Here is an 18039-nt window from a genome sequence, read left to right on the forward strand (position 1 = left end):
CATGATCGGAATCGACAACATCACCTGGGAGTGCGACTACCCGCATTCGGACTCCACCTGGCCGGAAGCCCCTGAGGTGCTGATGAAGTCGTTGGAGCGTGCCGAACTCACTGACGACGAGATCGAGAAGGTCACCTGGCAGAATGCGGCTCGGTGGTATCAGTTCGACCCGTTCCAGCATCGCTCCCGAAAAGAATCCACAGTCGGCGCACTGCGCGCGCAAGCCGGGGACGTCGACACCACCCCGCGCGAGTACGGCCAAGGTGACCATTCGCACGGACTTTCACATAATGCGTCGCAGTTCTTGGACGCGCAGACGATGCGGTAGGGCGAAATCGATTGCAGATACCGGGAAACTCCTAGTCGTTTAGGAGTTCGCGAGTGTCTGGACCTTGGGCAGGGGCAATCCAGAATCCTCCGGGAGTGCTCCCAAAGAAGCCGATGCCGTCTCTCGATAGTCAAGGGTCGAATGTCGAGCGGAGCAAGAAGGCGTTCGTAGATGCCCGCATGCATCCGTGCTCGGCTGCGCAATCTCGCTGAGCGTGATCGCATTGGCGTCGGAGCTTACTCAAAGTCCCCTGTCATGACTCGCCAATAGTAACGCAGTGCGTTACTATTGGCGATGTGATCGTCTCGTTTGCCGACAAGGAGACCGAGCGGCTCGCGGCGGGACAGCGAGTCCGACAGTTCACCTCGTTTGAGTCGATCGCGAGGCGCAAGCTGAGGCAATTGGACGTCGCTGGTCGGCTGGAGGATCTGAAAGTTCCTCCGGGCAATCGACTGGAGGCGCTTAAAGGACGCCGGAAGGGTCAGATGAGCATCCGGATCAACGATCAGTGGCGGGTGTGCTTCCGTTGGACCGCAGCAGGTCCTGCCGATGTAGAAATCGTGGATTACCACTAGAGGGCTGAAGGATAAAGAAGATGGCAAAGCTTGCGCGAGTACTAGATCCGGTGACTCCGGGGGAGTTGTTGTGGGAGGAGTTCATGGCGCCTATGGGCCTGACTCGCTATCGCGTGGCCAAGGAGATTGGTGTCCCCGCGCAGCGCATCGGCGACATCGTCAACGGCAAGCGGTCCATCACCGCTGACACGGACCTTCGCCTTTGCCGGTTCTTCGGCCTCTCCGATGGCTACTGGCTACGCGCCCAAACGGCCTATGACATCGAAGTTGCGCAGAGAAACCTCGGTCCTGAGTTGAAGCGAATCAAGCCTTGGGCTGGAACAGCGGCATGACGTGAAAGTGTGCGGGGTGGGTGCAGGCCTGCACTCCCAGGGGAGTGCAGAAGGGGGTGCAGAAATGGCGTTTCGTGAGGGCAACTCGCAGGGCACGCAACCCAAAGATCGTGCATCGTCAGTTTCTCCCCGCTACCAAATAGAGGATCAAGATCCCCTGACACAGGGGGTCTTGTCCTATTTCTGACTCTTTTTTCTGCTCCTCTTCACAGGTTTATTTGCAGTTTATGGACCATTTGTGAACAACCTGCGGCTGCAGTAAGCCACTCCGGCCCTGCCTGCACCCCATGGGATGCACCTCACGACACTTCGTCTTTGGCCGGTGCCTTGCACCGCGCGCAGGGGCAGCCATGCGCACCTTGTACTGCGATACGCGCCCGTAGTTTGAACCCGACCCCCTACTAGAATTTCGGACATGTCTTTGGCGCTAACCCGAATGGGCGCAAAGTCGCGCATTCGCGTCGCTCAGGACGGAAGAAGAATCAACGTCGCATCGCCAGCGCCCTGGAGGCGGGCCTTCTTAGCAGCAAGTACGGCGATGGCCATTGGACTGATTGGACACCGGCTTGCAGGTGGCAGTGTTGACGCCGTTGCAGTCGTTCTTGCCTTCTTTCCGGTGCTTGTTCTTACCCGCGTTCAAGCCTCTCGGGAGCTTGGTTGGTGGGCATTCGCAGGAATGCTGCTGCTATCGCAGCTGGTAGTGCATATCGGCGCAGCTTCATGTTCCCCGAGTGGAATGAACAATTCAGTGTCGATGCTGTTGGCGCATATTGCTGCGGCCGCAGTTGCGGGATTGGCTTTGCGCTGGCATGAGGCGCGGGCGTGGGCCAAAGCCCGAGGGTACGCAATCCGCCTGTGGGTGTGTGCGCTGCTGCGGCGACTGCCTGCAGGGATTCCGTATCTGGCGGATGTGGCAACGGGTATGCGCGCGTTGTTCTTGCTCATTGCTGATGACGATCGCAGTGCACGGATTCCCACACGGCGTGGCCCGCCACTTCTTTCACTGTCGTAGATTCCTGCGTTTTCGAACTATCCGACGTGCCAGCAATGGCTGCGTCATGGGTGCTGCCGCATTGTGCGGAGCTATTCAAGCTGAGCGGGCCTCAGCACGATAGTGCTTTTGTGAGGTCCAGAGCTATCAAGCACCAATCAACGATTCTTCGATACAGAATTCAAGGAGAAGCAGATGCGTACATTCACGAAGTTCGCTGTAGCAACAGCAGTGGCACTCACCGTCAGCGGCGGACTCGCAACCAACGTGCAGGCTCACGCAAGTCCCGCTCCAGGCAAGGCATGCGAGATGGGCGGCACAACACAAACTGAACATGGCAAGACATACGTATGCCAGCAAAGCGGCAGCAAATTGATCTGGAGCAAGGGCCTACCCGTGTCGGTGTCGCCGTTGAAAGTCACCGATGCCTGGGCCAAGGTGGCCAGTACTGGCATGTCTGCAGCATTCGGAGTTATCGAGAACCCGACGAACGCACCGATCACAATCATTGGCGCATTTACCCCGTACTCGCCGATGGATCAGCTCCATGAGGTGGTCATGAAGGACGGAGCGATGGTGATGCAGCAGAAGAAGGGCGGCTTCACGATTCCGGCGGGTGGTTCGCTGACTCTTCAGCCAGGGGGGAGCCATGTCATGTTGATGAGCCTCACCAAGCCGGTGACTGCAGGAGCAATGGTGCCGGTCACGTTGACGACGTCAACGGGCGCGCAGGTGACGTTCAAGGCAGTCGGCAAGGTGTTCCAAGGCGGAAACGAGACCTACAACGGAGCAACGCCATCCCCATCCGGCATGAAGATGTAATGAGCGAAATGATTACGCCAAAGCGCGAGGAACCCACCCGGGTGACTCGCCGTGGCTTGCTTGCGGTTGGTGGCGCCGGAATTCTCGGCGCCGCCAGCGGCTTTGCTCTGGGCCGCGCCACGAGTGCAGACGTATCAGGGGCTACATCCACGGCGCCAGTCGTATCAAATTCCTACGAGTTCTATGGGGCTCACCAGGCGGGTATCAGTACGCCACCGCAATTGCGTTGCGCATTCCTGGGAATGAACCTCAAGCAGCGAGACAGGGATTCGGCCGAAGCCGTGCTCCGTCTGGTATCCGACGATGCCGCGCGAATGATGAGCGGTGCACCAGCCCTTGCCGACCCGCAGGGAATCCTTGCAATGCGGACATCAGGACTAACGATGACAATTGGCCTAGGCCACGGCTTCTTTGAGCTCAGGGGACTTGCCGCGGGAAAGCCAGCCCAATTCCGCGAGATTCCTTCGTTCAGCACCGATGCAATCGAACCGGGATGGGAAAATACTGATTTTGTCGTTCAGATCGGGTCAGATGATCCGCTGCATCTTGCTCACGCCACGCGAGTGATCACCAATGACCTATCGACCTTGGTTGATGTCGCGTGGATTCAGCAGGGATTCAGGCAGATCCCACCCACCGATGGGAGCACAGGTCGCAACCTCATGGGCCAAGTCGATGGCACCATCAATCCCCAACCTAACTCGGCCGCGTTCAAAGAAACCGTGTGGACCCAGGATGCTTCGTCTCTCATCAATGGAGGAACGGTCATGGTGATGCGGCGCATTCGCATGCTCTTGGACACCTGGGACCAGCTGGATCTCGACGCGAAAGAACTCGTCATCGGGAGGAAGATCAGCACCGGAGCGCCCTTGGGGGCGTTGAAGGAAACCGACGCACTGCCGCTGGACGCAGTTAACGGCCTCGGGCTTCCCGTCATTCCGCAAGATGCACACGCCCGACTGGCACATGTGGCCAGCGCCCGACAGGCGATCTTGCGCCGCCCGTACTCTTACGACCACGGTATGCGTGAGGGCGCGAACGATGTGGGGTTGATATTCGTCGCCTACATGCACGATCCAGAGTTGACGTTCATCCCTATGCAGCAGCGACTTTCGGAAGGCGATGCACTGAATACGTGGGTGCGCACTATCGGATCGGCCAGTTACTTCATCCCACCAGGGGTGCAAGAGGGCGAATTCATCGGCCAAGGCTGGTTCGCGTGACCACCAAAAGCGGCTGGCGATTGTTGTTCGCTTCCGTGAGCGCAGTGGTCGTGCTGTTGATTCCTGCGGGCGCAGCATCGGCACACACACTGCTGTTGTCGACCAGCCCGAAGGTCGGACAACACCTGATCTCCTCCCCAACGCGCGTCTCCGCCACGTTCGATGAGATCTTGCTGCCCACGGGCGGTGCGATGGTCGTTACCGACGCAGAACATCACTTCGTCCATGTCGGAGCGGCGAAACTTGATGGCGCAACGATTTCCGTCGCCGTCCAACCCAAACTGCCAGATGGCACCTATCAAGCCGCCTACAGGGTCATCTCTGTCGATGGACACCCCATTGAATCCGCTTTCACCTTCACCGTTGGGGCGCCGACCACCACCAGCACATTGAATCCCAAGCCTGCAATGACCGGATCCGCAGCGGCAACTCAAACCGAGTGGATGAAGTACCTGTTGCCAGCGCTCGCCTTCGGCCTTGCCCTGGTGGTGGCGATTGGCATAATTCGACGACGGTCGATTCGAGTTGAATCCAATCACGATGCATCGTCGGACAGCTAGATAGTCAGTTGCTTCCGCGCCAGAGTTCCCAGCCACGGGACGGGGTACGGATTCAGGGGGCTTGCATGGACCGGGCCAGATTCTGCGGAATCCCCGAGATGCGAACACGCCTAAGGTTCGCCTCAGCGGTGAAACCTTTGATCGGTATCCACCTGGTCCTCCAAGACTGGCGAACAGCCAAAGTGGGCGAGCATGACGCAGAGGGGGTGCAGAAATAGTCGTTTGTGAGGGTAACTCGCAGGGCATGCAGCCCGGTGATCGTCCATCCTCAGTCTCTCCCCGCTACCAGAAAGTTGGCATGGCCAACTGACTGAGGGTCCCTCGAGTAGGGGTCCTCAGTTCGTTTCCACCTCTATTACCTTCAACGGCGTTACGCGCATTCGTGGCTTGCAAGTTCAGCCGTTCCATTGCCTGCAGCCCCTACGCAGACGATTGAGGGCAGCTTGCCCGGGGCCTTAGCGCTGGTGGGGTGATTCGCCCGGGTGCCCTACGGCTGCCGGTCGGCCATCGCGGTGGCGATTCGTGCGGCAAGTGGCGGTTCGATGACACGGTCGCTGTCGCGCAGCCCGACCACTGCAGCAGTGACGCCGACGAGCGCGGCATACAGCGGCGGGCACGTGGGGCAGGTCTCCAGGTGCCGCTCGACCTTGGCTGCGGTCTCGGCATCGAGATCACCGTCGAGGTAGTCGGAGACGTGAGCGCGGGCGTCCCAGCAGCGCAGGGGCACACCGTGCAGGGCGACTCGTCGCTCGTGGCCTGTTGCCAGCGCTGACACCAAGGCCATCCGCCCGCGTCGCAGACGCTGCTTCGCGGCGGGAAGTTCGGCATCGGTGAGGTCGGCGATCTCGCGCATGGTCAATCCCTCCATGTCGTGCAGCACGACGGCGACGCGGTAGGCGTACGGCAGCCGGACGAGCGCGTCGAGGATCTCATCGTGCGTCTCCGCGTTCTCGATCACGGCGGCGGAATCCACGGTGTAGTCATCCTCACGCCACTTGTTCTCGATCTCGTCGACGAGCACCTCCTGCGGCCGTCGAGCCTGATCAATCACGATGTTGTGCATGATGCGGCGCAGCCAATGGCGCAAGCTCGACTCGCCACGGAACGAGTCTGCCCGCTCCAGTGCGCGAACCACGGTGTCATGCAGGAGGTCCTCTGCCCGGCCCTCATCGTTCATGAGGGCCCGGGCAGTGCGCAGCAGCGCCGGCAACTCGTCGGTGATGCGCGCTGCGAATTCCCAGGATGTATTGGTCACCAGCTCAGTGAACCCGAATCTGCTCGTCTGCGCGAGCAGCCGGCACCTTGCACGTGGAGAGCCCGAACAGCCGGTACAAGGGGCAGAACCCACTGGCCGCCGTGATGAGCATGACTGCACCCACCACCAGCAGCACGATCCCCGCGACAGTGGTGAAGCCGATGACAGCAGCAGCCACCACCGCTGCGGCCGCGATGACGACCCTCAGGATCCGGTCCAGTGTTCCCTCGTTGCGCTTCATGATGTGTCCTTCCCCTTGCCCGCCTGAGCGGGGTTCGATGTTCCTTCACCCACCTAGACGGATGACTGGCCCTGAGGGATACACAATTCAGCAAATTGACCTCTCCCCGGTTTCTCGGACACTGAAACTCAGGTCACGAGGGTGCCTCGTCCCGAGGACTGTTGCGAAATATCGGTATGTATAAATATCTACCGACTATCTGCAACATGCGGGTATGTGAACAGAATCCGCTACAACGACCTGCTGAAGGTGTGCGAGCACTACTTCGGTCAGCCTCGAAGCCGTGCGACATCGCATGCGGTGTTTAGGACTTCATGGCCTGGCGATCCTCGGGTGAATATCCAGAACGATCACGGTAAGGCCAAGGCGTACCGAGTGCAGCAGGTACTCGCGGCGATCGCAAAGAAGGAGGAGCACGATGACGACGAAGCGCAAGGCAAAGCTGTCCTCGACAGCTGACCACTACACCTACCGACTCGCCTGGTCGGTCAAAGACGAGGACTTCATCGCCACGATGGTGGAGTTCCCGTCACTGTCGTGGATCGCGGACACCCATGAGGCCGCCCTGGCAGGACTGACCTCCGTGGTGGAGGAAGTCCTGGAGGACATGCTCGCTGAAGGCGAGGAGATTCCGGCACCCTGGGATGAGCGGACGTTCTCCGGCAAGTTCAACCTGCGCCTGGGTGCTGATCTACATAAGAGGGTCGCCCTCGAAGCAGCCGAGCGCCATGAGTCCATCAACACCTACGTCATCAAACAGCTCGGCATGACCGAGAGTCCCTGACAGAGATTAGGGGCTCTTCGTCGTTTCGGAGGGCCGCGCACCGCTACTTGCGCGAGGTAGGAGGAGAGGCTCACGTCTTTTCTAACGGTGTGCGGCTGCTCGGTGTCTCGCAAGTTCAACGAACAGCGGACCGCCGCGCGAAGGCCTCAACTCGATCTACAGCAGTCCCGGGTCTTGAGTGGATTGGTCGCTAATACGCCACCGCGCGTGCAGTGAGTGCTGTTAGCGCTCCCGCATCCCTGCCTCATCCAAGTGCCGACTTCGAACGCTCACGCCGGTCCTTCCCCGTTGCCGTGAACTTCGTGATCAACTGTGCCCACTTCAGACGACCGTGGCCGGAGCATCGTTTGCTGACAGTGAAAGAGAGAAGGGGCGAGCAACGTGTCATTGCCCGCCCCATTCGCAAATCTGCTGGGATTGCTGTCGATTGAGTTGCCACCGTCTATTGTGGGACGAGCCCGGTGTATCTGGCGGATAGCCCAGTTATTGGCTGGACTTTCAGAAATTCTCATGCTCGGTCGGTTGCCTCGCCTGAGTGCCTAAATGTTTCCGCTGGGGACGATGGACACTGTCGCCCGCGTGTCTCCTTCATGTTCCACTACACAGATGGCTCAAGCCCTTCCCATCCAGCATCGAATCCCCATCCGACGCTTCTTGCGTTGATCACCTATGAGCCCTTTCGCGAAGTTCAACCCGAACAACGACGATAGATTCCACAGGCATGCGGATTGGCTGGGGTTCGCTTCCTGACTACGGCAGGTGACCCTCGAATCGTGCCGGGCGAGGGAATTGAGGGCGCGGTCAAAGTTATAGGAGCGCGTGGCAGTGGCCTCCGAAATCGCTGAGCTCAAGCCCGTTGGGCCAAGTTCAGGACTGTGCCGTTGTTACCAGGACCGCGATCGTCCCCAGATAGGTGGCGAGCAAGGGCAGGCTGCGCCACCTTCCAAGCCGACCAGACCTTCCCGGCAGGGCAAGCAGGACGACAAGCATGCTGACGGCGATGCCTAAGCGGAGTTCTGCTCGGTCCAAAGTGATAGGTGAGATTGCCGCGGTCACTCCCACGATGAGGAGGGTGTTGAAAATATTGCTGCCAAGCACCGTTCCGACCCCAACATCATCGTGCCCGCGGAATCGTGCTGCCAGCATCGTGGCGATCTCCGGGGTTGAGGTGCCCAGAGCCACAAACACCGCACCGACAACGAATCCGTCCCATCCAAGCTGCTCACCCAATCCGCTAGCGCCGATGACGATGAGTCGCCCGGCCAGGATCAGAAGCGCCAAGCCGGCAGCAGCGCTAAGGATGGTCAAGGATCGGCTTCGCTCCTGAAGCACTTCGACAACAGCCGTGCGACTTGAGTTGGCGGCAACGGCAACCCAGGTCAGCCATCCGAGGAACACCACGAGCAGAACCAGTCCGTCGGCTTGGCTGAGGTTGCCGTCCAGTGCAAGCAGTCCGAGCAGCGCGGGGGCAGCGAATGCCATGGGAACGTCCCGAGCCAGGGTCCCGCGATTCACAGTGATTGCGCCGAACGCAAGTGCCAGCCCGAGCACGACGCCTACGTTGACAACGTTGCTGCCCAGCGCATCGCCCAGGGCGATTTGCGGGTTTCCTTGCAACGCTGAGTTTACCGCGACTGACAGTTCCGGGCTCGATGTGGCGAATGCCGCGACGGTGGCGCCGATGATCCCGGCGGGAATCCGCCACCAAGCTGCCAAGCTCACCACGCCGCGCACGAAGAGGTCGCCACCCAACGCAGCGCATGCCACGCCCACAAGAAGCGCCAGCACGATCATCGCCACTTGGCCCCCTCTCGTCGGGTATAGCCTGCCCGGCTTTGCGCTCCGAAATCGGATCATGCCTGGGTCTTGCACATACAGGAAATACTGCAACAATTTGGCTAGGAGGGCACTCAATGAGTCAGCACACCGACATTGGATCACCACTAGTGCTTCTGGCCGACGATGGTGCTCCGGCGGCTGATGTCGCGTGGGCGTGGCTGATCAGTCACCGCTGGGACGGTTGGACGCAGCGGACCATCACCGTGCAGAGCACGCTCTACCCGGGGGGTCCTGCGCTCAGGCTTTCTCGGCACGTGCACCGCCAGCCCCCAGCCGAGGCGGGGTTTGTGACTTGGGATCACGTCGATCGTGAAGGCGACCCGCGAACGGTCCTGTTGGGTCAATCCGATGCCTCACTGATTCTCGTGGGTTCACACCATCACGGGCATCTAGCGGGCATGCTGGCCGGTAGCACATCCGAGTGGCTTCTTGTGCACCCTCCGGCGCCGCTGCTGCTGGCACCTCACGGTCACCTGACCCGGTCGGCCGTGCTTTGCGTTGACGGGAGTAGTCACAGCCGTCGAGCGCTGGATGTGTTTGTGTCCCTGCCATGGTCGGTTGACGTATCGGTGAGCTTGGTGTCGGTCGAGGACGGAGTCACCGACACCGAACAAGCGCTCGCCCGGTCGGCGGCTGCCTTTGCAGGTCGGACCCCGCCTGAGCTCGTGAGCCTGGCAGGGGATCCGAAGAAGGAGATCACCGCTTTTGCGCGGGCACACGAAGTGGACCTTGTGGTCTTGGGTACCAGGGGGCTGTCTGGGCTGCGGCGGATGTCAGTTGGCTCGACCGTGTCCGCGTTGGTAAAGGATGATATGGCGAACCTGCTCATCGCCCACGTTGACGAAGCCGATGAATCTGCGTGGGTTTGACTGCGGGCTCTCCCGCTCCACCGTCAGACCTCGATCGCCAGTGGCACCGGGAGCCGCTAGCACAGGTGACAATCGCTCTGGGGGTGGGAGTCGAGCGAGGTCTGGCCACTGACGAGGTCACACACCGACAAGCGGAGTTCGGCCCGAACACCCTTCCTGAACCCAACCGGCGGAGTCGCGTCGCATTGCTCCTAGACCAGATCCGCAATCCTCTGGTCTTGTTGCTGCTCGGTGCTGGAGTGATCGCCGGACTAGTGGGGGACACCAAGGATGCGGCCGTCATCTTTGCGGTCGTGGTCATCAACTCCGTGCTCGGCTTTGTCCAGGAGTTTCGAGCCGAGAACAGCCTTGAATCGCTGCGAAAGATGCTCGCCCCGACCTGCATTGTGCGCCGCGACGGCATACTGGCCGAGGTTCCGGCTGGCACCGTGGTGCCAGGAGACATCGTGGTGTTGGAAACTGGCGCTCAGATTCCCGCAGATGGCCGACTGATTGTGGCCGTGCAGTTGGAGGTGGACGAGTCCGCGCTGACAGGCGAGTCCCTTCCCGCAATCAAAGACATTGAGCGCGTCGATGCTGTTGATGCGCCCTTGGGCGATCGCAGATGTATGGCGTACATGAATACCTTGGTCACTCGGGGGCGCGGTGAGATGGTCGTGGTCTCCACCGGGTCGCGCACCGAAATGGGGCGCCTTGCCGAACTGATCAAGCAGACCCCGTTATCAGCGACACCCCTCCAGGGGCAGCTCGCTCAATTGGGCAAACGCCTAGCCGTGATCGGTGGAGTGGCAGTCGTGCTGTATGTGCTCATTGGCTTGTCGCGCGGCGACGCCTGGAACGCGATCCTGCTGTCGGGAGTGGCGCTGGCGGTGGCTGCCATCCCTGAGGGACTGCCGGTTGTCGTCACTGTCACCCTCGCAGTGGGAGTCCACCAGATGGCCCGTCGCGGTGCCTTGGTCAAGCAGCTCGCGTCTGTGGAGACTCTGGGCTCCACGTCTGTGGTCTGCACTGACAAGACGGGAACGCTGACGGTCAATCAGATGACGGTGCGCAGCGCATGGATCGGGGGACAGCCCGCCGAAGTCTCCGGTGACGGTTACCAGTCGCGAGGCCAGCTGACATCGGCGGGGCAGGCCCTTAGTGATGCCGAGATTGCTGGTCATCGTCGACTGGCGCAGGTCGCGACCCTGTGTAATGACAGCAGAATCGCCGACGAAACTGTGGTCGGCGACCCGATGGAAGCTGCACTCTTGGTGTTCGCCGCAAAGCTCGGCCTTGACCCTGACCTTGTGCGGGCGCAGTTCGTGCGCATCGCTGAGGTGCCATTCGACGCACGCCACCGTTTCATGGCCACTGTCCACGCTGACCCTGCTGACGCAGCTTGGGCCCTGATCGCGGTGAAGGGAGCACTCGACTCTCTCTTGGAGCACTGCTCTGTCCTCGCCGAAGCCGACGGCTCGATCACCCTTGATGACTCGGCGAGGGCTGAGGCAGTAACAGTGATGGAGCATCTGGCCAGTCGAGGTTTCCGCATTCTTGGCTTCGCTGAACGGCGAGTGCCCCGCGCATCGGTCGACCCAGAGTGCATTGAGACGCTGGTGGACGACCTGACCCTGCTAGGCATCGTAGGCCTGCAGGACCCACCTCGACCTGGGGCGGCGGAGGCTATCGCTTCCTGCCACCGCGCGGGAATAGACGTCAAGATGATCACAGGTGACCATGCCGCTACCGCCGAAGCGATCGCGGCAGAACTTGGAATCGTTGGCCGGACCTGCACGGGAGCGCAGTTGGATGCAGACCCTGACGATGACTCTCAGTTGGCCGAAGTTGCCGTTTTTGCCCGCGTCAGCCCCGAGCACAAACTGCGCATAGTGCGGGCGCTCCAAAAGGCCGGGCATGTGACCGCGATGACTGGTGACGGCGTCAACGATGCACCTGCCCTGCGCGCAGCGGACATCGGCGTGGCGATGGGCCGGACAGGGACGCAGGTAAGTCGAGATGCCGCAGCTATAGTCCTGACCGACGATCACTTCGCCACCATCATCAAGGCTGTTGAGGCCGGCCGGACGATCTACTCGAACATCATCTCGTTCCTACGCTTCCAACTCACCACCAATGCTGGGGCTATCGCCATCATGCTTGCAGCACCACTCTTGGGGCTGCCGCTTCCGCTGACAGCCATCCAGATCCTGTGGGTGAACATGATCATGGATGGCCCGCCCGCGGTCGCGCTCGGCATGGACCCGGCCGAGCCGAACGTCATGCGACGGCCGCCTCGGTCACCACGCGAGCAGCTCCTCCCGATGTCCCGGATCGGGGTGATCGCGCTCAACGGCTCCGTCATGGCGCTTGGCACTTTGCTCGTCCTCCACTACGCCGACACAGCATTCCCCACGGACCAGGCGGCGACCTTGGCCTTCACCACGTTTGTACTCTTCCAGTTGGTCAGCGCGCTCATCGTGCGCTCGTCCACTTTGTCGGTGTTCCATCGACGGACCCTGACCAACCGGGCATTGTGGATCGCGCTCGCTTTCGTCCTTGCCCTGCAGGTCATTGTGGTGAACGTGCCCCTTGCTCAGGGATTGTTTGACACGGTCACGCTGACTCCACAGCAGTGGCTGCTGGCTTGCCTCACGGCATCCAGCCTGCTCCTTGTAGACGAGCTCCGCAAAGCTTTCGTCCGCCACCGGATCGCTGCTCAGCACTCCGAGCCCGAGCCGATCGCCCTCGCCGCAGCGCTGCCGAGAGTGCGGTAGATGCCCGACTGCTTCCGCGCCATCGCAGTGGATTATGAGGGGACGCTGACATCCGGTGGACGTCCAAGCGAAAGCGTGCTTAATGCCGTGAGTTACACACGCGCGGAGGGACGACGAGTGGTCCTCGTGACCGGCATCCACAAGGCCAATTTGTGCGCGTTCCATGTTGACTTCACGGGGCTGGGACAGTTTCGTGCGCTGTCTGTTCCAGGTGGGCGATCCGGATTCGGTCAACGGTCATGTTTGCCCTCACCAACGTGAGGGTCTCGTACCACCAGGACCGAGCAGTGCGCATGCCTCGCCACGGCACTGGCCACCGAGCCAACCCATAGTCGAGCAAGTCCTGTCAGGCCGCTGGTCCCGACCACCACGAGGTCGGGTGCTCGAACTTCCATGTGTTCAAAGATGGTGAGGTGCGGGCTGACGGTCAAGGCCAGCACATCGGGTTCCACCACGACTGGAGTTGCCTGCGCGCCAGCTGCTGCGAGAATCTCGGTGGACTTGGCTACCGTGAGCGCCAGATCATTGTCCGACTGCACCACCCCAAGAACGGTTACCGAAGTTCCCGCGAGCCAAGGCAGAGATGCCAGGAATTTGACTGCGGCATCGGCGTGAGGGGAACCATCGACGCACACCATGATCGATTGCGTAGGCACCGGGCGACGAGCGATCACCAGTGGAGTAGCCGGACAGTGCAACAGCCACTCCGCAGTGCTGCCAAGGTGCAGCGCCTTCATGAGTCCCTGACCCCGAGGCCCGACGATGACAAGATCCGAGCCCGGGCGTTTACCCAGGACCCGCCGAGGGTCATCGTCTGCGGCCAGATGTTTCACCGACTCGAATCTGCACATCTCGGGGGCCGTTCGCGGCTCCGGCGGGCTCCACGGATGCGGCTTGGTGTAGTTCTGTGGCGAGACAATCGACTGGCTCTTGGGAATAGTGACCGTCACGACCTCGGCAGCCCACCCCGGCCACGCATGGGACGTGATCCAGCCCCAAGCCGCGTCGGCACCGGGCGACCGATCATCACCAAAGGTCAGGGTCCGCAATTTGCTGTCCATCACCACTCCCCGTTGCCTCATCAACGTAACGTCGCCGAACCCTTAATCCATCACAGGTCGCACCGGCCCGCAAGAGCCCTTTGCCCCTGATGCGAACACGCGACCATGGATCGCCGCTTACGAATCGCAGGGTCCTTGGGCGAAGGCCAGATGAGTGCCTCTTGATCTGGCAGCACATGTTCAGTGACATGGCGCGGATGTGCGAACTGGACTTGGCGATTACGCATATGCAAAGGAAGGGCTGCCGACCAACGCGGAACTGGTCAAGCGCATGGTCAAACTTGCGAGCGCATTTGGTCGTGAGCTGGCTTCGCCGGAGGAAACCAGACAGATCAAGGGACTCAAGCAACTTTCGGAGAAGAATTCCGTTTTGGTTGGGTAGCGCTCCCCAGTGAATAACTGATGCGAGGGCGAGAATCCTGAACGGCACTCCGAAAACTGGTGTTTGTCGCGGCAATCCCCTTGGGTAAAGAGATTGCAATGGGTTCGGTTGACACTGGTTGTGGCAGCCTCAGTTTCTCCCCGCCATGGAAGACGAAGGCTCCCTGAGAGATCGGGGACCCTCCGTCATGTCCGTGGGATTGAGCACCGATGACTCTCCGGAGCACTGCACACAGTCTTGCCCGTTCGGCGGTGCTGGTGCTGGCGTCGGTGCGGTGCGGTCAGGTTCACGTCTATCGTCGGAATTGAGCCGGATTCGTCGAACTCCTTGCTAAGATGCAGGTCGTCCGCGCGCTACCGTCAAGGGTGCCATTCCTTCACCACGCAGCCGCGCTCTTGCCATCCGGGCCGGTCACTGAGATGTCGAGTGCGCGCAGACGTCTTGGGATGACGGCGCTGCTCATCGCTGCGGCCTTCATGGCAGCCGATATCACCATCACCAATGTCGCGCTGCCGACCATCGCGGCGGAACTCGCCGCACCGATGTCGTCGCTGCAGTGGGTCGTCGATTCGTACAACATCACGGTGGCGGGGCTGCTGCTGCTTGGCGCCGGCCTAGGCGAGCGATACAGCCGAAAGGGCACCTTTCTGGCTGGGATCTCGCTGTTCCTGGCCGGATCGGTCATGGCTGGGCTCTCCACTTCAGTCGGTTCACTGGTGGCTGCGCGCACCGTCACGGGAGTGGGGGGAGCCATAGCGTTGGCTCCGGCGATCTCGTTGATCACGATGATGTACGTGCCCGACCAGCGAGCCAAAGCCGTCGCTGCCTGGTCGGCTGCCGGGGCGCTCGGTCTTGCGGTGTCACCGATTGCCGCTGGCGCCATCCTCACTGTCGCGAGCTGGAACTGGGCCTTCCTCATCAACGTGCCGGCGATGATCGCGATCATCGTCCTGGGAGTCCTGGCACTCCCACCGGGGCGCAACCCCAAAGCCAATCGGCTGGACATCATCGGCGCGATCCTGTCGGTGCTCGGCCTGGGCCTGGTCCTGGGCGCTGTGATCGAGGCTCCCGCTCGCGGCTGGACTGATCCTGTGATCCTCGTTGCGGGAACAGTTGGGATCGTGGCCTGCACCGCGTTCGTCCTCTGGGAGTTGCGCCGACCCGAACCGATGTTCGAGGTTCGAGTGCTGGTGCGCCGTGGAGTGCTCGGAGCCTCATTGGCGCTCTTCGCGAGTTTCCTCGCATTCGCCGGGGTGATCTTCCTGATCGCTCAGGACCTTCAAGTGGTCAACGGTGTCTCGCCGATGCAGCTCGGCATGTGCCTGGTCCCATTCGCTGCAGGTGTCTGGCTGGGGTCACACGAGGCTGCGAGGATCGCTCGAGCGATTGGTGCTGCAGCAACGCTCAGCTGGGGGATGGGCTTGGTCGTACTCGCATTCGTAGCCCTGGCGGTGAGTGCACCCTGGCAGTCGATCGGCGCCATCGTTGCGGCATCGTTCGTCTGTGCGCTCGGGTGCGGACTGCTCTTTCCCATCGGCTCAGTCGTGATTCTCAACGACCTGCCCGCTGAACTCACCGGCACGGCATCCGGAACCAGCATGCTGGCGCGCATGGCTGGTGCAAGTGTGGGAGTCGCGGTGCTTGGGAGCGTGGTGGCCGCGAGTCTGGGCTCAGGTTCTGCGCATGCAGATCCCGTAGCCTTTGCCCATGGCATGCAATGGGCGTACGGAGTCGGGGCACTGCTGCTGATCATCATCGGAGTCGGACAGGCAGCGGCACTGTCACGATGGCAGGAGCCCACCCTCTGACCTGCCCCTGTGGGCAGTGACCTACATCAAGCTAGCCGTGAATAGGCGGCGCTGATGGGCTCACAAGGGTTCATGCGGCATCGAGATGACCAGAATCACTGGTCGGCGCTGCGGCTGCTGCGCCATCTTCAGCAAACCGAGACTGTTAGGTAAGCCAGAACAGGCGCCGCTTCCTGCGCGAACTCGACTTGCTGTTGCGCAGGGGCTGGCTCGAGCCTTTCCTGGCAAGAGATTCGCTCGAAATAGTCGTGACGGCGTTGCGCTGTTGCAGGAGATGCAGGCAGATGACGCTGCGCCCGCAGCACATCAGTCATTCCGGCTCAATGCTCGCCCTAGCCTTTCGCCTAGGAATGGGCTGGCACCGTGTTCCTCGACGGGCGAAGGCTAGTCGCCCGCTCAGGTCAGCACCGGTGGATGGTGAGATGCCGAGCGTCCGAATTGCGATCGTATCGATCGATTCCAAGTAACGATTCAGTAACGATCAAACATCCTTTGATTCAGTTGGGCGCAGAGAAGGGCAACGCTGCGGTTCTGAGCCAGACCAGTGCAAGTGCTCCGATCGGGCCAGACCTGACTGCAGCGCACTGTGCGCATCGCGATTCAACAAGGAGGATCCATGAAGAGTTCTCACATAAAGGGAGGGCGGACAGCCTTCATCGCTGGAGGCGTTGGCGCGGCCATGATGCTGACGCTCGTCGGTACCACGGCAAACGCCGCCCCTACGCCGGCACCCGCCACGCAAAACAACGCCTCCTGCCCGGCGCAGGACGGCGTCACGGCGAGCACCGTCACCATTGGCAACTTCCTCCCAAAGACCGGTGCCGCGGCACCGACATTCCTCGATGCTGACAAGGCCGTGGCGCTGCGCATCGCGCAGGAGAACGCCAAGGGCGGCGTGAACGGCCGCAAGATCAACGTGATCGTGTACGACGATATGGCCAACGGGTCGACCCAGACGACCATGGCCACCAAGGCGCTTCAGCAGGACAAGGTCTTCGGGATCGTCATGACCTCGGCCACCGACTCCGCTTTCCCCACGTTCAAGTCGAACAACATACCGGTGACGGGCTTCAACGTGCTGGCAATGGCCACTGACCGCAACGCCTTCTCAGCGGTGGGCGTGCCATCGACGCAGTACGTGAACACGGCCACGATGGAGAAGCTGAAGTCCGGTGGCGTCACGAGCGTCGCGATCGTCTCGCACAACACCCCGGGCGCGTCCAACTCGGCCCGCCTCCAAAACATTGCGGCTGGACCTGCCGGCCTCAAGCAGGGACTGATGATCCTCGACGAGCCGATGGGCACGCACGATGCGACCTCGACCGCACTGCGCATCAAGAACTCTGGCTCAGACGGCGCCTACCTCACGATGTTCACTGACGGCGTTGTGTCGATTGTGCAGGCGCTTAGGCAGCAGGGTGTGAACCTGAAGAGCATCAACGGCGCTGGTATCGCTGACCCTGCAGTCATTGCCAAGTCCGGCAATGCACTTGAGGGTGTCAACGCCCAACTCCAGACAGTGCCGATCGGGGTGCCCGGGAAACCGGCAGTGCGCACCTACGCCAACGGCATGAAGGCGGCGAACGCCAACCCCTACGCCTCGATCGCACCAGTCGGCTTCGCCGCGGCCGATCTCATGATCTACGGGCTGAAGTTGGCCGGCAAGTGCCCGACGCGCGAGAGCTTTATCAGCGCCTTGCGCAACGTGACGAATTACAACGGCGGTGGACTGCTGCCCGCGCCGATCTCCTTCAAGCCGGGCCTGCTGCCGAACGGAACTCCCGTGAAGTGCGCATGGTTCGTGGAGGTGAAGAACGGCCAGCCTGTGCCTGACAAGGCCGCGACCTGCGGCAAGCTCGTCGACATCTCCACAGGCCAGGTGGTCAACTGATCGATCGATTGTGATGCAGGGCGGTGGCCATCGGCCGCCGCCCTGCATCCTTTCCGTGCGTGTGACCGAGCTAAAGCAGACCTGGGTGCAGGAATGGCTTCTTATGAGGTCAACCTGCATAGATCTCAACCCAAAGATCGTGCATCGTCAGCCTCTTCCCGCCACTTAAGTAAGACTGAAAGAGGCCTTGCACACGGGTGTTCTTTCCACCTCACGCCAGCGCAGAATCATGCGCTGCGATGCGCGTCACTGGGTGAGAAATCGCGGCGAACCTCGCTATTCGGAGGCGCAGAACTCATCTTTGTGGAGACCAAGCGCCTAC

At 61.2% G+C, this 18039-nt stretch carries 18 protein-coding genes; 14 read left to right on the forward strand and 4 right to left on the reverse strand.

Translation table 11 applies throughout. The features are described from left to right. The 7 genes from Q8M73_06300 to Q8M73_06330 all read left to right on the forward strand — a co-directional run. A partial coding sequence (locus Q8M73_06300; protein MDP2288161.1) for an amidohydrolase family protein occupies positions 1 to 328 on the forward strand: 328 nt, incomplete at its 5' end. 296 nt (positions 329 to 624) lie between these two features. Next, a complete protein-coding gene (locus Q8M73_06305) occupies positions 625 to 903 on the forward strand; it encodes a type II toxin-antitoxin system RelE/ParE family toxin (protein MDP2288162.1) in 279 nt (92 codons plus the stop codon). A 20-nt stretch (positions 904 to 923) separates the two neighbouring features. After that, a complete protein-coding gene (locus tag Q8M73_06310; protein MDP2288163.1) occupies positions 924 to 1235 on the forward strand; it encodes a HigA family addiction module antitoxin in 312 nt (103 codons plus the stop codon). Between the two features lie 415 nt (positions 1236 to 1650). Then, entirely contained in the window at positions 1651 to 2247 is a 597-nt protein-coding gene (locus Q8M73_06315) for a hypothetical protein (protein MDP2288164.1), read from the forward strand. Positions 2248 to 2421: 174 nt separating this feature from the next. Next, entirely contained in the window at positions 2422 to 3048 is a 627-nt protein-coding gene (locus Q8M73_06320) for a copper chaperone PCu(A)C (protein ID MDP2288165.1), read from the forward strand. After that, positions 3048 to 4271 (forward strand): Dyp-type peroxidase, encoded by a 1224-nt coding sequence (locus Q8M73_06325; protein MDP2288166.1) that lies wholly within the window; start codon positions 3048 to 3050, stop codon positions 4269 to 4271. Before Q8M73_06320 ends, Q8M73_06325 begins: the two co-directional genes overlap by 1 nt. Next, on the forward strand, positions 4268 to 4831 hold the full coding sequence (locus Q8M73_06330; protein ID MDP2288167.1) for a copper resistance protein CopC: 564 nt from the start codon (positions 4268 to 4270) through the stop codon (positions 4829 to 4831). Before Q8M73_06325 ends, Q8M73_06330 begins: the two co-directional genes overlap by 4 nt. Before the next feature lie 487 nt (positions 4832 to 5318). On the opposite strand, the gene Q8M73_06335 is transcribed toward Q8M73_06330, so the two are convergent. Together Q8M73_06335 and Q8M73_06340 are read right to left on the reverse strand one after the other, a co-directional pair. Beyond that, positions 5319 to 6086, reverse strand: a complete 768-nt coding sequence (locus tag Q8M73_06335; GenBank protein ID MDP2288168.1) for a sigma-70 family RNA polymerase sigma factor — start codon at positions 6084 to 6086, stop codon at positions 5319 to 5321. Positions 6087 to 6090: 4 nt separating this feature from the next. Then, the gene (locus Q8M73_06340) at positions 6091 to 6327 is read right to left on the reverse strand and encodes a DUF2892 domain-containing protein (GenBank protein ID MDP2288169.1); all 237 of its coding nucleotides are present in this window, start codon (positions 6325 to 6327) and stop codon (positions 6091 to 6093) included. A 180-nt stretch (positions 6328 to 6507) separates the two neighbouring features. Here Q8M73_06340 and Q8M73_06345 point away from each other — a divergent pair, with 180 nt between their 5' ends. Both Q8M73_06345 and Q8M73_06350 read left to right on the forward strand, forming a co-directional pair. Continuing rightward, positions 6508 to 6786, forward strand: a complete 279-nt coding sequence (locus tag Q8M73_06345) for a toxin HicA (protein MDP2288170.1) — start codon at positions 6508 to 6510, stop codon at positions 6784 to 6786. Further along, positions 6746 to 7111 (forward strand): toxin-antitoxin system HicB family antitoxin, encoded by a 366-nt coding sequence (locus Q8M73_06350; protein MDP2288171.1) that lies wholly within the window; start codon positions 6746 to 6748, stop codon positions 7109 to 7111. Before Q8M73_06345 ends, Q8M73_06350 begins: the two co-directional genes overlap by 41 nt. An 867-nt stretch (positions 7112 to 7978) precedes the next feature. Here the strand turns inward: Q8M73_06350 and Q8M73_06355 are convergent. Then, complete coding sequence (locus Q8M73_06355; protein MDP2288172.1) at positions 7979 to 8905, reverse strand: calcium/sodium antiporter; 927 nt, start codon at positions 8903 to 8905, stop codon at positions 7979 to 7981. A 119-nt stretch (positions 8906 to 9024) separates the two neighbouring features. Here Q8M73_06355 and Q8M73_06360 point away from each other — a divergent pair, with 119 nt between their 5' ends. Then, positions 9025 to 9819: a universal stress protein gene (locus Q8M73_06360; GenBank protein MDP2288173.1), complete on the forward strand. Its 795-nt coding sequence runs from the start codon at positions 9025 to 9027 to the stop codon at positions 9817 to 9819. Next, complete coding sequence (locus Q8M73_06365; protein ID MDP2288174.1) at positions 9810 to 12575, forward strand: HAD-IC family P-type ATPase; 2766 nt, start codon at positions 9810 to 9812, stop codon at positions 12573 to 12575. The genes Q8M73_06360 and Q8M73_06365 overlap by 10 nt, the downstream gene beginning before the upstream one ends. Positions 12576 to 12805: 230 nt before the next feature. Here the strand turns inward: Q8M73_06365 and Q8M73_06370 are convergent, their stop codons facing one another. Then, the gene (locus Q8M73_06370) at positions 12806 to 13636 is read right to left on the reverse strand and encodes a universal stress protein (GenBank protein ID MDP2288175.1); all 831 of its coding nucleotides are present in this window, start codon (positions 13634 to 13636) and stop codon (positions 12806 to 12808) included. A gap of 199 nt (positions 13637 to 13835) precedes the next feature. On the opposite strand from Q8M73_06370, the gene Q8M73_06375 reads away from it, so the two are divergent. The 3 genes from Q8M73_06375 (at position 13836) to Q8M73_06385 (ending at position 17717) form a co-directional block, all read left to right on the forward strand. Beyond that, complete coding sequence (locus Q8M73_06375; protein ID MDP2288176.1) at positions 13836 to 14018, forward strand: 3-keto-5-aminohexanoate cleavage protein; 183 nt, start codon at positions 13836 to 13838, stop codon at positions 14016 to 14018. Between the two features lie 365 nt (positions 14019 to 14383). Next, positions 14384 to 15826, forward strand: a complete 1443-nt coding sequence (locus tag Q8M73_06380; protein MDP2288177.1) for an MFS transporter — start codon at positions 14384 to 14386, stop codon at positions 15824 to 15826. A 616-nt stretch (positions 15827 to 16442) separates the two neighbouring features. Beyond that, positions 16443 to 17717, forward strand: coding sequence for an ABC transporter substrate-binding protein (locus Q8M73_06385; GenBank protein ID MDP2288178.1), 1275 nt, complete (start codon positions 16443 to 16445; stop codon positions 17715 to 17717). The last annotated feature ends 322 nt before the right edge of the window (positions 17718 to 18039 follow it).

The sequence above is a fragment of the Actinomycetota bacterium genome (assembly GCA_030684515.1).
Classification (GTDB): domain Bacteria; phylum Actinomycetota; class Actinomycetes; order S36-B12; family S36-B12; genus UBA11398.

What these genes read in the sequence shown, in the direction of transcription:
- Q8M73_06310 (MDP2288163.1), top strand. Translation starts at nt 924, where the DNA reads ATGGCAAAGCTTGCGCGAGTACTAGATCCGGTGACTCCGGGGGAGTTG.
- Q8M73_06315 (MDP2288164.1), top strand. Translation starts at nt 1,651, where the DNA reads ATGTCTTTGGCGCTAACCCGAATGGGCGCAAAGTCGCGCATTCGCGTC.
- Q8M73_06320 (MDP2288165.1), top strand. Translation starts at nt 2,422, where the DNA reads ATGCGTACATTCACGAAGTTCGCTGTAGCAACAGCAGTGGCACTCACC.
- Q8M73_06325 (MDP2288166.1), top strand. Translation starts at nt 3,048, where the DNA reads ATGAGCGAAATGATTACGCCAAAGCGCGAGGAACCCACCCGGGTGACT.
- Q8M73_06340 (MDP2288169.1), bottom strand. Translation starts at nt 6,327, where the DNA reads ATGAAGCGCAACGAGGGAACACTGGACCGGATCCTGAGGGTCGTCATC.
- Q8M73_06350 (MDP2288171.1), top strand. Translation starts at nt 6,746, where the DNA reads ATGACGACGAAGCGCAAGGCAAAGCTGTCCTCGACAGCTGACCACTAC.
- Q8M73_06355 (MDP2288172.1), bottom strand. Translation starts at nt 8,905, where the DNA reads ATGATCGTGCTGGCGCTTCTTGTGGGCGTGGCATGCGCTGCGTTGGGT.
- Q8M73_06360 (MDP2288173.1), top strand. Translation starts at nt 9,025, where the DNA reads ATGAGTCAGCACACCGACATTGGATCACCACTAGTGCTTCTGGCCGAC.
- Q8M73_06370 (MDP2288175.1), bottom strand. Translation starts at nt 13,636, where the DNA reads ATGGACAGCAAATTGCGGACCCTGACCTTTGGTGATGATCGGTCGCCC.
- Q8M73_06385 (MDP2288178.1), top strand. Translation starts at nt 16,443, where the DNA reads ATGAAGAGTTCTCACATAAAGGGAGGGCGGACAGCCTTCATCGCTGGA.